Here is a 13,986-nt window from a genome sequence, read left to right on the forward strand (position 1 = left end):
GAAGGAAACAACAGATTGTACGGTAAGGCTGGGAACGATACCATCACTGCCGGTGATGGTCACGACACCATGAGCGGTGACGACGGCATCGACACCATCACCGGAAATGGCGGTGATGACAAGCTCTACGGCGGAACCGGCAACGACCTTCTCTACGGGGGAACCGGCGACGACTACCTCTATGGGCAGGATGACGACGACACCATTCTCGGCGAAGAAGGGGATGACTACCTCAATGGCGGGAACGGCGATGATCGCCTCGATGCAGGGACCGGAAACAACAGGGTGTATGGCGGTGCCGGGAACGATATACTTGTTGCGTTCGGTGGCGATGACAGGATGAGCGGCGATGACGGCGATGATATCATTTCGTCAAATGCCGGAAATGACCGGCTGTACGGCGGCAAGGGTAACGATACCTTGATTGCAGGAGAAGGCGATGATTACCTGTATGGTAATGACGGAAATGACCAACTGTATGGAGAAAGCGGTAACGATTACCTCAATGCAGGAAACGGCGATGATATCTTAAGCGGAGGAACCGGTAACGACTACCTCTATGGACAGGATGGCGATGATACGGTGGCAGGCGAACATGGTGATGACAGTCTCTACGGCGGGAATAGCAACGATACCCTCTCCGGTGGCGAAGGAGACGATCGTCTTTACGGCCAGGATGGGACTGACCGCCTGTATGGTGATGCCGGAAACGATTACCTCAATGGTGGCAGCGGCAGCGACTATCTTTATGGCGGTGACGGTACCGACAAACTTTACGGCAATGACGGCGATGACCAGCTGTATGGAGAAAACGGTGATGACTACCTCAACGGCGGAAACGACAACGATATCCTGATCGGGGGTGACGGCAATGATTTACTATACGGCGGCAATGGCGACGACACGCTGCTCGGCGGTAACGGTACCGACATGCTTTATGGACAGAGCGGAAACGATCATCTTGTCTCTCTCGACGACGGCGGAAACGATATCATGAAAGGAGGAAGCGGAGCCGACAGGTTCTATTTCAAACCCCTGAACGGCAACGATCTGATTTATGACTTTTCAGCATCAGAAGAAGATTCGATCATGATTTTTGATGACGACAACGATCCTGACTCCTATTCCACCGGTCTCGATTTTCAGCATGTTGACTTGAATAACAACGGCAAAGCCGAATCAACAGTTATAACCATGACTTCTGCTGAAGGGACTGCTCTTGGAACGGTCACCGTCTATGGCGCCTTGATGACCGAAGCCAATATCGTTGAAGAAACCGGCAGTTATGCTCTGATCATGTAATGCATCACAAGAGACTGTCTCAAAAGCACTGCTTCACGGCTATCGGTCACCATGCAGACGTTCCGGTAGAAAGTCATGCCGCACTTGATGCGGCATCCATACTGGCCTTCTTTGGAAGATGGATCCCCGGGTCAAGCCCGAGGATGACTACAGAAAGACTCATTGTAGGACTCATGAGACTGCCTCTTTTTTTTACCTTCTTGCCGTGTAGATAAACCCTCCCAGCACAGCTGTCAAGGGCGCTACGAGCACAAGCCCAAAGCTGCCTACAAGGGTCAAGAGTATTTCTGCAGCCACATAGCTTACATTGAAAATATATTCCATAGGCGTCCCCTGTGCCATAAAAACCATCAGCACAAACGTAAAACTACCCGAATAAGCGAACAGCAGGGTCGTTGTCATGGTACCAATGACCGATTGCCCTACTCTGAAACCTGAAACCACCAGTTCCCTGCGGCTTACCCCTGGATGTTTTTCAACAATTTCAGCTTGTGATGCTGCAATATCCATAGCCATATCCATGACAGCCCCGGCTGCGGAAATAAAAATCCCCGAGAGAAATATCCCGGTAAGGTTCAAAGAATAGAAACCGCTGTAGAGAAGCATCTCTGCAAAATCCTTAACCGTCCCGGGTACCCTGAACCATGCGCCAAAAAGGATTGCAAGGACCGTCGTGACCCCTACCCCGCTTATAGCTCCTGAAAGTGCGACCGCACCTTTGCGCGTAAAACCGGTGATAAGCAACATGACCACACTGGTTGTAACCGAAACAATGAGAAAAGCAATCGGAAGCGGAGGAATACCTTTGAGAAAAAGCGGGATCAGTACTTTCCATATCGCAAGCGCTGTAAATACAAAGGAGAGCAAAGCACGGAATCCTGTCCACCGGGCATAGCCAATCAGAAACAACCCGAATAGTGCAAACAAGATAAGCTCAATATCGAGCCGGTAATGTTCAGCTGCCCTTGCATTGATGATTTCACCGGTTTTTCCATCAATTTTCAGAACTGCAAGTATATCGTCACCTTCCCGGAAAAGCTTGTCGACACTCATCTGCCCCATCAGAATATTGGAAGCAACCAGGCTGCGGCCCTTGAACTCACCTGAAAGGATTTCGATTTCCATTTTCTGTTCACCGGTCAAAACCAACCCGACCCTCTTTAGATCGCTGTCATCAACCGTTACGACCTTTCCCCGTTCGCGCAGAGTATTTTTTTGAAGTTCGGGCTTTTCGAAACCGGTTGGTAAAAACCAGAGAAAAACTGATGCTACAACAACGAATGCCACAAAATAGATATCGGCCTTCTTAAAAAACATTCGATCCATAATCATGAGGAATAAAAAACCTGAAAGAGCCGTTCAGGGCTCTTTCAGGCAAGGTTTGAAAAAGGATGTATCGATTTTTCTTTCAATCGGTTAGTTCAGCTCTCCCGCCTCGATGATTTTCTTGGCTACATCGGTATTGTCATAAGAGCCACTGAAACTGTTCCCACCTGCACCGATAGCATAAACAGGCACCGGAACACCGGTGTGGTAGTAGCTTGTCCAGCTGATACCTGCCTTCTGGTTGAGGATGTGTGTAACGGTAACGGTAAACGGATCGTAGTAAGGCCCGTATTTCAGAAAAACTTCCTCATCATTGCGGTCGAACCCACCGTTCATGCTATCGTCAAAAGCTTCTTCGAGCTGGTCTCTCTCATAGTCGGTCAGCGCAAGTGCCGGATCGAGGGTTTCGTCACCAAGACCGAAATGCTCTTTAACGTCTTCGAGAGCAGCGGCAAAGGTTTTACCGGTGCCTTTCCATGACCCGACTATTTCGGTATACTCCTGGTAGGAAATATCCTGATATTTCAGGAGGCTGAACGCAGTATCGTATCCGGTAGAAGCATAGCCGAGCGAAAGGCCACCGCATTCATGGTCACCGGTCACGACGATAAGCGTTTCGTCAGGATGCTGGTTGTAAAAATCAAGCGCTATACCGATAGCATCATCAAAAGCAACCATGTCATGCGTTGCACTGACAACATCGTTGGCGTGGCAAGCCCAGTCAACCTTACCGCCCTCGATCATCATGAAGAACCCGTTCGGATTGTCAAGCAGCCTGATACCTTGCTCAGTGAATTCAGCAAGAGAGATATGGTCAGTGCCCATGCGGTCGATTTCATAAAACAATGCCCCGGAACCGTCGTATTCGGTATAAGCCCAACATTTCTGCCCAGGCTGAACACCTTTCAAAGCCCCAAGGTTGTCGACAATTTCATACCCTGCATTCTGCATCTGAATCTCGACATCACCAGCCCCTTTGCCTGGAAAATTACCTTTCGCGTAACCACCGCCGAAATAGTCAAAACCGCTTTCATCCATCTGGCTGGCTATATTGTAATACTCGTTTCTGCTATCAGCATGCGCATAGAAACAAGCGGGGGTGGCATGGTCGATACTCACACTGGAAACAATACCGACCTTCATGCCTTTTTCTTTTGCCATCTCAGCCATTGTCTTCAAATCCTGGGTATGAGCGACATTTTTTGAAATGGTGCCGATTGAAGTTTTCTCACCCGTTGCAAGAGCTGTTGCAGCGGCGGCAGAACCGGTGATGTAACGGTCTTCGGCATAGGTTGTTGCCATACCTGCAGTAGGAAAATGCTGAAGATTCATAGCACCGAGAGTGATAGCACCGTTAACAAGCCTGAAATTCGGATCGGCAAGAGCGGCTTCGGTCATGTTCACCTGGGGACTCGCCATACCATCACCGATAAAGAAGAAAATGTACTTGGCGGTTTCGTCGGTGGATGAAGGTGCGTTTACAGACCCATCATCATCATCATCGTCACAACCTGATATCGACACAACAAGCATCGACATCATTAGCCCAAAAACAAGGCTCTGGAAAAAGCTTCTTGGTTTTCTGGTGTTCTGCATGATTGTAATTCCATGTTAGATTAAAAAAGCTGCTGAAAGAAAAAGGGAAACGTGACTATCATGAGATAGCTGAAGAAACATCGTTCTCATTCAAAAACGGCTTAAAATATATCGATTGAATGTTGAGGCGGTATTACAGGAATGCAAACAACACGTTACATCTTGAAAGCAGAAAAAACAGCCACAAAAACCGGTTTCGACTGTGGTTGAAATCATCCCCTCCAGCCTCAATGCTGAACAACAACAACACCAATGGATCCCCGGGTCGAGCCCGAGGATGACAGGGAAAGGAATGTCATGCCGCACTTGATGCGGCATCTATGCGACTTTCAGTAGAAGATGGATCCACGTGTCGAACCCGACGATGACGGGGAAAGGGATGTCATGGCAGACTTGATGCGGCATCCATGAGAGAAACAGGAAAGCCGATGGATCCCCGGATCGCGCTTGGCTTGCCCGAGGATGACTGGAAGAGAGGGACGTCATGCCGCACTTGATGCGGCATCCATGAAAACTTTCAGAAAAAGATGGGTCCCCGGATCAGGCCCGAGGATGACGGAAAAGAGGAAAGCACCTCGATTCCCGGGAGAGAGCCAAAGACAAAAGCCGCCTGGAAATCCTTTGAGCAAATAAAGAAAAGGCCCGCTTTTCAGAAAAAAAGCACGACTTTTACACCGTACTCGGTAGAACTGTTTGCAGGTTCATATCCTGTTCTTTGAACCACTTTGCCAAGGAAAGGGTTATACTCGTCAAAATCACCAAGTTCGGATTGCTCGATATCCCAATACCGCCAGAACGGCTCGACAGCAAGCAGGAATGTTTCATCGAGTTCCCTGGTTACCCTCAGTGATGCTCTCAGACCATATCCCTCATTCTGATCGTTAACCAGATCACTGTTCAAAGGGTGCAGTTCGCTGAAACAGCTTCTCTGTGTACCGTCCCAAAACAGATCATATTCGACCCTTCCCCCTATCGACCAACCTTTTTCAAGATCGGCTTCGAAGGCAATCCCGATAGGGCTGTAGGAATAGTTCGATTCCCTGTCATATCCCAAAGCACCGGTTGTGGAAACCATTCCACCAGCGCGGTCTTCTTTCCAGCGATAACCAAATCCGACATAGGGAGTCACAACACCATTTTGAAAATGTATATCGTGACCGAGGATACCTCGCACTTCAAAAAAAGAAACCTCGATATCATCGATATCTCCTGTCCTGCCGGAGGTATAGTCCTGTTCACCCCAGGCATAGGCACCCTCTACCCTCAACAGGTGAATCGGCCCCGGCATGAAGTCGTGAAATTCAACAGCACCTTGTAAACCGTACATGACCCCTTCCTCCTTCATCACACCAGGCTCCTCATAGGTCTGATGGAAAACTTCCGGACCGATCTCCCAGTTCTTTTGCTGCAACCTCGGACCCGCCTCCAGATTGAAAGAACCCAAGAAAACACAGCAGGTCAACACTGCTTTTTTCCAGTACCTATCGAGCATCTTCTCTCCTTTATTATGGGTAATGAATGTATGAACGCCTTTAGCAATTGCCGCGAAACGCCCTCTTTACATGGCATATACAGGACAAAAGCCATAACCCCGGCAAGCCGGGGCGTGTATTTCAGGTACAGCGCAAGAAAATCTCGCAAAAAGCGTGCAGCACAACCATAGAGATTCTCTTACGCATAGAGAAGAATGTAGTTTATCTGTCCGGCAGGGGAATACCGGTTAACAGGAACGTAACACGAACATTGTTTTGGCAGGAAAAAATGACCGAGTCTTCATGGAGTGGACATTCCCCTGAAAAACCTGTGATAGTAGTTCCCCCCCGGTGCTCCATCACGATCACCGTCGAGTTTGGCCCCCTCTTCGGATAGGAGCGTATCATAGACGGAAACATCGATCTGACAATAGCAATCGGTGCTGTTTGTACATTGAGTGGCCCATTGAGTCTGGTCGGATTTCCACCGGAGAATCGTCGACGGGGTTGTAGGAGGATTATCTGAATTCGCTTTCACGAATTTTCCCTTGAGTAGCTCCTGCCCCGTGAGCTTACCGTTCCTGAAGTATTTGAGATTGACACTGATCGACGCCGGATTGAGTGAAGACGGATCGAATTTCTCTGTCGTATGAAGGTTCAGCATAAAATAGTTACTCCCCGGAAAAGAGTAGGTCAGGAGTGATTCCCGGACTATCTGAAAAACGATCTCCGGTTTGACTTTCGAAACACTTATCGAGGGTCGAAAACGCTCATCGTCAACACCATGTAAAGTGCTGCCTTTACTTGAAGCCGGGCTTGCAACCTCAGAGAGCGAACCTGCTGACTGGCCGGTTGCATCCGATGCCCCGGCAACGCTTCGACCAGCAGCGAATGACGCCGAGAAACTGAACAAGGAAAGGACAGCGAAAACCATTATCACAACAAAAAAAGGCTTCATATAACGATCATTTTTTGAGTTATAAGAAGCCCCTATAATAGTATTTTACGGAATACTTTCCATGCCCGCAGGCTTATTTCCCGGCCATCATGGCGCTCACATCTTCTTCAACCATACCGATTGGTTTGATGTCGAACTTCTCGACCAGGACCGACTGAACAGCAGGGGTAAGAAAATCCGGCAGGGTCGGACCGAGCCGAATACCTTTCACACCGAGCGAGAGCAATGCAAGCAATACAGCTACAGCTTTCTGCTCATACCACGCAATATCATAGGATATCGGAAGATCGTTGATATCTTCAAGACCGAACACCTCCTTGAGTTTGAGCGCGATAACCGCAAGTGAATAGGAATCATTACATTGCCCGGCATCGAGCACTCTCGGTATGCCCCCGATGTCACCAAGCTGCAGTTTGTTGTAACGATACTTGGCACAACCTGCCGTCAGAATAATCGCATCTTCAGGCAACGCATCGGCAACGTCGGTGTAATACTCTCGTGTATTCTGACGACCGTCGCAGCCTGCCATGACAACAAAACGTTGTATAGCACCGGACTTTACCGCTTCGACAACCTTGTCAGCAAGAGCGATAACCTGATTGTGCGCAAATCCGCCGATAATTTCACCGTTCTCGATCTCTGTCGGTGGCTGGCAGGTTTTGGCCAGTTCGATAATTTCGGAGAAATCCTTCGCTTCACCATTTTCCGGTGCCGGTACATGCTTCACGCCTTCATATCCCGCATTGCCGGTTGTAAACATCCTTCTCCTGTAGGACTCCTTCACAGGAACAATACAGTTGGTAGTCATCAGAATCGGCCCGTTGAACGAAGCGAACTCTTTGTCCTGGGACCACCAGGAGCTGCCATAGTTACCCGCAAAGTGAGAGAACTTCTTGAATGCTGGGTAATAATGTGCCGGGAGCATCTCGCAATGAGTATACACATCGACACCGCTCCCCTCGGTTTGTTTCAGGAGTGCTTCCATGTCATGGAGATCATGGCCCGATATCAGGATACCGGGATTGTTTCCCACCCCGGTTTTCACCGTCGTGATCTCAGGATTCCCATAGGTTTCCGTGTTGGCCTTGTCCAAAAGTGCCATTGCCTTTACGGCAGTTTCGCCGGTCTCCATGACCAATGCCGTCAACTGATCGGCATTCATTTCTTTTGTCAGTGAGGCCAGAGCTTTGACATAGAAATCGTAAATCGATTCATCAACGTAACCAAGAACCGCTGCATGATCCGTATACGCAGCCAGCCCTTTGAGCCCGTAAAGCACCAGGCTTTTCAAAGAGCGCAGATCTTCATTCTCACTGAGTGCCGCAACACCTGATGTTTCGGCTTTCCTGATACAATCCTCTTTGCTTTCACCTGTCCATACAGCGCTGTCATGCAACTGAACACCGGAAAATGAACGTTTCACTTCATCACGCAAAGCCAACGCCTCGAAAATCTTGTCAACGATTGCATCATCGTCGAAATTGGTATTGGTAACCGTAACAAACAACGCTTCACTGATAAAGCGGCCAAGCTCTGGTGTCACCCTTCTGCCGGAGGCTTCGACACACACTGCAATACCTTCGAGAACATACACAAGCATGTCCTGGAGTTTTGCCGTGGTTTCACTTTTACCGCATACACCTCGAGCGATACATCCTGTTTTCTGGACGCTTTCCTGACACTGATCACAATACATCCCCATAATTCTCCTCCTTGCCTTGCTTATTGTTTATGTATTTCAACAGATACTGCATACTGATAATCTTGATCGGCACCTCGAAAGTCACCACTTGCCCTTTTAAGCAACGATCTGTTAAACAGGGCGGTTTTCAGAATTCTCTTGCTTTTCGGACAAGCTTTGATAATTGCCGTAAAATCTTCCATCGCCCCCTCTACATCACCCAGATCGGCTCTGGTTATACCTCTGTTTCCATGAGCAAGAAATTTCTCACGGAGTCTCAGCCCAAGCTCGATCGCCATCGTGTAATCATCTACTGCACCCTTGCCATCACCTGTACAGTTTTTTGCATTTGCACGGTTGTAGTATGCCTCGGCATTTTCCGGATACTGCTCTATTATCCTGTCAAGTTCTTCGACCGAGCCTCTATAACTGCCCAAAGCATCTTTTAACATCTCTTCAATGACAATTTTTTAAAGATCAATGACGGCTTTTCGAAATGCACCTATTCAGTCATTTTTCCTTGTGACGATTTCCTTTTTTATCAACGCTCACCAAGAACATCTCCCCTCACACCGATAACAATCTTTTTAACCGGCACGTCTCTGGACGCCTTGTCAAGCGCCTGATTGACAATTGAAACAAGCCCTCCGCAACAGGGAACTTCCATAATCACAACGGTAATGGTGTTGATATTCGCCAGTTCAATCATAGATTTCAGCTTTTCAACATATCGGTCTATTCCCGAATCGAGTTTCGGACATGCAATCGCTATGCTCTTGCCCCTCATGAAAGCCGGATGAAATGCTCCAATTGCAAATGCCGTACAATCTGCAGCAAGTAAAAGATCCGAATCCCGATAGCAAGGAGCGAGCGGTGTTACGAGATGAAGCTGTATCGGCCACTGCGTCAATTCGGATTTCTGCTGTCCGGTTGATTCGCCCTGTTCCACATCATTGCCGGTTTTTCTGAAATCCATAAGCACACTACCGGCACATCCACAGCCTTCATGTTCGGACGACTGGTTGCCCTGCACGTCGTTGTTTATCGGGTTTTCAATCCCTTTTTCTTTCAGGTAAGCCAGCGCTTGCTGCAAATATTCCTCTTCTCCATGCGCTTTGAGATGTTCAAGATGTGCAGCAATGACGTTTGTTCCCCCTTTTATGATAATCTCTTCCATAACCCGCCGCTCATCATAGGGTTCGGCGTCACGTTCCTCGATGCTTATCGCCCCTTTTGAACAAGTTCCGATACACGCTCCGAGCCCGTCACAGAAAAGATCACTGACCAGTCTTGCCCGACCGTCGATAATCTGCAATGCACCTTCCGGACAGCCGGGCACACAGTCACCACAACCGTCACACTTTGTCTGGTCTATGGTTATGATCTCTCTTTTCATTGTTGCTTCCTGCATAAGGTCATGATTGTGCACTGCATACCACTCCCTGTTCACGTTTCTTGTATTTTATTGTCAACCGATACAAACGATTTACCCGATATTTTCCCATCATCAAGTGCCTTGAGATCATCAAGCAGCTTGCCGATTGTTATCCCTTCAAACTCCCGATTGACCATCTGTTCAATCCTCAGGATTTCATGGCGAAGCACACAATTGGCACGATTCGAACAGAGCTGCTTGCGAAACATACACTCCGAAAGTTCGATCTTACCCTGAAAAATTTCTATAACCTCTTTGATCCGTATACTTTCAGGCTCACGATCGAGCATCACTCCTCCATGAGCTCCTTCCTTGGTATGCACAAGACCATGCCGGCAAAGATCCTGAAGTATCCTCCTAAGGAACTGATAAGGAATACCCTGCTCTTCTGAAATTTTCCTGGCAGATACGTATTCACCCTCATGCGCACCAAGCACAAGCAGAGCCCTTACGGCATAATCGGTGTTTTTTGTCAATACTCTCATAATTCCTCTTTAACTGATACTAATTTAGTATCATTTATAAAAATCCCAAAATATTCTTTTTTTTAAACAACGGTAGTGCCATAAAAAATCGGCATCCCTGCACACCGCGCAAATACTTTAAAGCTCAACCTTATGCTACAGCTCAAAACAGCTGGATATATCGCGATCAAAAACCTTCGCAACCACCTTGGGCTCACCCCGGAATGGCAAACCCAGGAAGAACTCGAAACAGTAACAGACCGCTATCATAAGGCTTTCCTTGATGAACGATTCGAGGTTTCAAAAACATTGGGAGGCCTTTTTTTAGCACACGAACTAATCGATCGGTCGATACGCACAGGGGAACAGGAGCGTATGGATGACCCATCCCTGACCGCCGCCGAAAAGCTGAAGTTGATCAAAGCACTTGACAACATGAACAATATGATGTCGCTTTACCCTCAATATATCTCGATCATCGAGCCATCAATACGTAAAATCGCCAGGGAAAAGAAACGGCCGGCAAGAATACTGGAACTGGCAAGTGGCTCAGGTGGATTTGCTCTTGCAATAGCAGCCCAGGCAAAACAATCGTCGCTGCCCGTAGAGATAACCGGTTCGGATATCGTCGAAGAGTACGTAGAATACAGCAATCGGGCCGCAGAGGAGCAAAACCTGCCGGTTCGTTTTAAAACCATCAATGCATTCGAGCTGGATGCTCTCGACACCTGTTCATGCGACATCATCCTCATATCACAGAGCCTCCACCATTTTACTCCCGGTCAGTTGGCGAGAATCATCGTACAAAGCCGTTTGCACGGTGCAGCTGAATTTCTCGGGCTCGACGGACACAGAGGAACCGATCTTCTCGCAGGGGTTCCTTTGGTGGCCATGCTGCAGGGAATTTCTGCGTTGACCCTTGACGGCTATACATCCGCAAGAAAGTTCTACTCCGAACTCGAACTCGATCTTATAGCCTGGATAGCAACCGGCTCAAAACAGCACAGAACAGAATTTTCGTGGCCACTGACCGTTCTCAGTATTCCGTTCAGCTAAAGGACATCGCTCCATGCGTTTGTACACCCCGCAAGCGAACCACCATACAACGGTTCAGCTCAATGGATCCCCGGGTCAAGCCCGAGGATGACAGGGAGAGGAATGTCATGGTGCGCTTGGTGTGGCGTCCAGTTCTTTCGAAGTCATGCCGCACTCGATGCGGCGTCCAACTCCTCCAAAGTCATGCCGCACTTGATGCGGCATCCATAGGGTGAAGCAAGAATGCATGTGGATCCTCGGTTCACGCTTCGGAACTCTACAATAATCCGTAACAAAAACGTAACGCCGTTTATTCGACAATATCTTGACAGAAGAGTATCTTGAATAGTACAATCAAATCCGGTATTCAACCCACATGCCCGAGCAAACCCAGACAACAACAGCCGCAGTCGTAGTAGCGGTTACCGACGGCGATACGATCAAGGTAACACTACCGGTAGCCGATGATCGGGAGGAAACCCTCAGGATACTCGCTCTCGATACCGAAGAGTGTCACAGCGATAACGATCTTTCCCAAAAAGAAACCCATAAAGGGGGAAAACCGATCACCAACCTCGGAAACAAGGCAAAGAAAAGGGCACGCGACCTACTGAGTAAAGATGACTCTGTCACGTTGATCTTTCCGGACAACTCTCCAATCGAAGTCGCTCTTGCGAAACACAGGGGAAACTACGGCAGACTACTGTGCTATATCGAGCTGCAAGACAAACGGGATTTTCAGGAAATCATGATTCGTGAAGGCTGGAGCCCATATATGTCAAAATACGGCTACGCCCAGCCCGAGGAAAGACACTTCTCTTACATCAGGGCAGAAGCTCTTGCCCAGGCAGAAGGAAGGGGAATCTGGAGTTACCGGGTATTCAACGGAAAACGGTTCCGCCGATACGAAAGGCTGCTTCCGTGGTGGCACCTCAGGGCGAGAGTTATCGAAACATTCAGGGCATATCAAACCCAAGACCCGCACGACAAGATCCTCGATTCAAGAATCGATTACGATGAGATCCGCAGCAAGGCACAGCTCGAAGAAAGCGCAACCGTTTTTTCCGAACTCCGGCAGATAACATTGCTCGATTCCGAAAAAGTTATCGTAACCACCGGCTCCGATAACCAACCATTCAAGCTTTTCATACCCGGGATTTACAGTTGGGAAGGACAGAAAATTCTCAGATTGCTCGAGCACCGCTACCTCACGATCGGCTATGACGGCTCGACTGTAGAAAAAGGCGGAACAAACTATGCTTACATCAAAGGACCGCTGAAACTCTACAATGGTGAACCTGAAATAACCATAACAAAAGCAAGCCAGATAACAGACGCACCTCCATAGCGACAATGAAATCTTTTTTCCTTTTTCATTGCCTGACAAATTCCCTCATTCCCGCACCATTTATTTCCTGCAAAAAAACGTATAATTAAAGTCAGTTTTTCCGAACAATAGCACATTCTGACATGGGGCAACAGTTGTCCTCTCGAAGACGCATACTTGCAGAGCAGAATTATATGCTGCATGCAGGTCTGCTCATCACCACCCTTTTTACAACACTCTGGGCAGGAGCCTTCTGGACAGGGCACCCCGCAAGATTCGACAGTGTTTCAGCATTTCTGCAGGATCTCCGCTACGGCATCCCATATGGTGTTTCACTGCTGGTTTTCCTCGGCACGCATGAGTTCGGCCATTTTTTTGCCGCCCTGTACCACCGTATGCGGGCCACGCTGCCATACTTCATCCCGGTTCCACCTCTCCCATTTCTCTTGAGCCTCGGAACTCTTGGCGCCGTCATTCGTATCAAAGACAAGATTCCCAACACGAGAGCATTGTTCGACACCGGCATTTCAGGACCTCTCTGTGGCTTTGCAGTAGCTTTCGGTCTGCTTGTTTACGGTTTTACACACCTCCCTCCGATTGATTATATTTTTACTGTTCATCCAGAATACAAGGTTCTGGGAGGTATTCCTTCTCCACCCCCGGAAAACACTCTTTTTCTTGGGAAAAACCTGCTTTACCTCCTGCTTGAAAAAGCGCTTGCCCCTGCATACAGTCCGCCAATGACAGAGATGTACCATTACCCATATCTTTTCACAGGATGGCTGGGTTGTTTCGTTACCGCCCTGAATCTATTGCCCGTCGGCCAGCTCGATGGGGGGCATATCATTTACGCAATGTTCGGCCGAAAAATCCATAGAGCGAGCGCTTTGACGTTTTTACTCATTATCACGGTACTTGGATTGCCGTCACTCGGCTTGCTGCTGTTCGAACTTGTTTCCCCCGGCACAACGCCATTTATTCCTGAATCCGTCATAACCTGGTCATGGCCGGGCTGGGTTCTGTGGGCGTTTATCCTGGCCAGGGTTCTTGGTACCGGTCATCCCCCCACAATGACAGATCACCAGCTCTCTACCGGAAAAAGGGTAACCGGCTGGCTTGCCATTATCATTTTCTTTTTGTGCTTTACCCCTGTTCCTTTTGGAATAACGTAAAAGCAGAGCATGAAACCCCTCTCTTCGTCATCCTCGGGCTTGACCCGGGGATCCATTTTCTTCTGAATGTTTCCATGGATGCCGCATCACGTGCGGCATGACTTTCCACCAACGGCCACCTCCATTCCCGATTACCCATTCCCGATTACCGATCACCCATTACCTACGACCCATCCCCTTTTCACTATGGATACCGCATCCCTGAGTAATCCGAACAG

Annotated in this window: 13 protein-coding genes; 5 read left to right on the top strand and 8 right to left on the bottom strand. The window is 48.5% G+C overall.

Annotated elements, in window-relative coordinates; translation table 11 throughout:
• Positions 1–1,302: calcium-binding protein (locus tag CR164_RS12450; RefSeq protein WP_146204175.1), on the top strand; the 1,302-nt coding region annotated here is incomplete at its 5' end.
• A gap of 192 nt (positions 1,303–1,494) precedes the next feature.
• On the opposite strand, the gene CR164_RS12455 is transcribed toward CR164_RS12450, so the two are convergent.
• The 8 genes from CR164_RS12455 to CR164_RS12490 form a co-directional block, all read right to left on the bottom strand.
• Positions 1,495–2,619 carry a YibE/F family protein gene (locus CR164_RS12455; RefSeq protein WP_239994561.1) on the bottom strand — a complete coding sequence of 375 codons (1,125 nt, stop codon included), beginning with the start codon at positions 2,617–2,619 and terminating at the stop codon, positions 1,495–1,497.
• A gap of 99 nt (positions 2,620–2,718) precedes the next feature.
• Positions 2,719–4,224, bottom strand: a complete 1,506-nt coding sequence (locus CR164_RS12460; RefSeq protein WP_110024327.1) for an alkaline phosphatase — start codon at positions 4,222–4,224, stop codon at positions 2,719–2,721.
• Positions 4,225–4,873: 649 nt separating this feature from the next.
• Positions 4,874–5,716: an outer membrane beta-barrel protein gene (locus CR164_RS12465; RefSeq protein ID WP_110024328.1), complete on the bottom strand. Its 843-nt coding sequence runs from the start codon at positions 5,714–5,716 to the stop codon at positions 4,874–4,876.
• A 281-nt stretch (positions 5,717–5,997) separates the two neighbouring features.
• Positions 5,998–6,654 (bottom strand): hypothetical protein, encoded by a 657-nt coding sequence (locus tag CR164_RS12470; protein WP_110024329.1) that lies wholly within the window; start codon positions 6,652–6,654, stop codon positions 5,998–6,000.
• Positions 6,655–6,727: 73 nt separating this feature from the next.
• Positions 6,728–8,356, bottom strand: a complete 1,629-nt coding sequence (gene hcp / locus CR164_RS12475; protein ID WP_161953535.1) for a hydroxylamine reductase — start codon at positions 8,354–8,356, stop codon at positions 6,728–6,730.
• Positions 8,357–8,376: 20 nt separating this feature from the next.
• Positions 8,377–8,787 carry a tetratricopeptide repeat protein gene (locus CR164_RS12480; RefSeq protein WP_110024330.1) on the bottom strand — a complete coding sequence of 137 codons (411 nt, stop codon included), beginning with the start codon at positions 8,785–8,787 and terminating at the stop codon, positions 8,377–8,379.
• An 89-nt stretch (positions 8,788–8,876) separates the two neighbouring features.
• Positions 8,877–9,731: an ATP-binding protein gene (locus tag CR164_RS12485; protein ID WP_110024359.1), complete on the bottom strand. Its 855-nt coding sequence runs from the start codon at positions 9,729–9,731 to the stop codon at positions 8,877–8,879.
• 50 nt (positions 9,732–9,781) lie between these two features.
• The gene (locus CR164_RS12490; RefSeq protein ID WP_110024331.1) at positions 9,782–10,255 is read right to left on the bottom strand and encodes an RrF2 family transcriptional regulator; all 474 of its coding nucleotides are present in this window, start codon (positions 10,253–10,255) and stop codon (positions 9,782–9,784) included.
• 132 nt (positions 10,256–10,387) lie between these two features.
• Here CR164_RS12490 and CR164_RS12495 point away from each other — a divergent pair, with 132 nt between their 5' ends.
• From CR164_RS12495 to CR164_RS12505, 4 genes are all read left to right on the top strand, one after another.
• A complete protein-coding gene (locus CR164_RS12495; RefSeq protein WP_110024332.1) occupies positions 10,388–11,290 on the top strand; it encodes a methyltransferase domain-containing protein in 903 nt (300 codons plus the stop codon).
• Positions 11,291–11,352: 62 nt separating this feature from the next.
• Entirely contained in the window at positions 11,353–11,505 is a 153-nt protein-coding gene (locus tag CR164_RS13045) for a hypothetical protein (protein WP_153303697.1), read from the top strand.
• A gap of 140 nt (positions 11,506–11,645) precedes the next feature.
• Positions 11,646–12,617: a thermonuclease family protein gene (locus CR164_RS12500; RefSeq protein ID WP_110024333.1), complete on the top strand. Its 972-nt coding sequence runs from the start codon at positions 11,646–11,648 to the stop codon at positions 12,615–12,617.
• Between the two features lie 122 nt (positions 12,618–12,739).
• Entirely contained in the window at positions 12,740–13,768 is a 1,029-nt protein-coding gene (locus CR164_RS12505) for a site-2 protease family protein (protein ID WP_110024334.1), read from the top strand.
• Positions 13,769–13,986 lie beyond the last annotated feature (218 nt).

This window comes from Prosthecochloris marina, assembly GCF_003182595.1.
GTDB lineage: Bacteria > Bacteroidota > Chlorobiia > Chlorobiales > Chlorobiaceae > Prosthecochloris > Prosthecochloris marina.

Bases quoted from the DNA above. Each gene is read 5' to 3' on its own strand.
- CR164_RS12455 (WP_239994561.1), bottom strand. From the start codon at position 2,619: ATGTTTTTTAAGAAGGCCGATATCTATTTTGTGGCATTCGTTGTTGTA.
- CR164_RS12460 (WP_110024327.1), bottom strand. From the start codon at position 4,224: ATGCAGAACACCAGAAAACCAAGAAGCTTTTTCCAGAGCCTTGTTTTT.
- CR164_RS12465 (WP_110024328.1), bottom strand. From the start codon at position 5,716: ATGCTCGATAGGTACTGGAAAAAAGCAGTGTTGACCTGCTGTGTTTTC.
- CR164_RS12470 (WP_110024329.1), bottom strand. From the start codon at position 6,654: ATGAAGCCTTTTTTTGTTGTGATAATGGTTTTCGCTGTCCTTTCCTTG.
- hcp (WP_161953535.1), bottom strand. From the start codon at position 8,356: ATGGGGATGTATTGTGATCAGTGTCAGGAAAGCGTCCAGAAAACAGGA.
- CR164_RS12480 (WP_110024330.1), bottom strand. From the start codon at position 8,787: ATGTTAAAAGATGCTTTGGGCAGTTATAGAGGCTCGGTCGAAGAACTT.
- CR164_RS12485 (WP_110024359.1), bottom strand. From the start codon at position 9,731: ATGAAAAGAGAGATCATAACCATAGACCAGACAAAGTGTGACGGTTGT.
- CR164_RS12490 (WP_110024331.1), bottom strand. From the start codon at position 10,255: ATGAGAGTATTGACAAAAAACACCGATTATGCCGTAAGGGCTCTGCTT.
- CR164_RS12495 (WP_110024332.1), top strand. From the start codon at position 10,388: ATGCTACAGCTCAAAACAGCTGGATATATCGCGATCAAAAACCTTCGC.
- CR164_RS13045 (WP_153303697.1), top strand. From the start codon at position 11,353: ATGGATCCCCGGGTCAAGCCCGAGGATGACAGGGAGAGGAATGTCATG.
- CR164_RS12500 (WP_110024333.1), top strand. From the start codon at position 11,646: ATGCCCGAGCAAACCCAGACAACAACAGCCGCAGTCGTAGTAGCGGTT.
- CR164_RS12505 (WP_110024334.1), top strand. From the start codon at position 12,740: ATGGGGCAACAGTTGTCCTCTCGAAGACGCATACTTGCAGAGCAGAAT.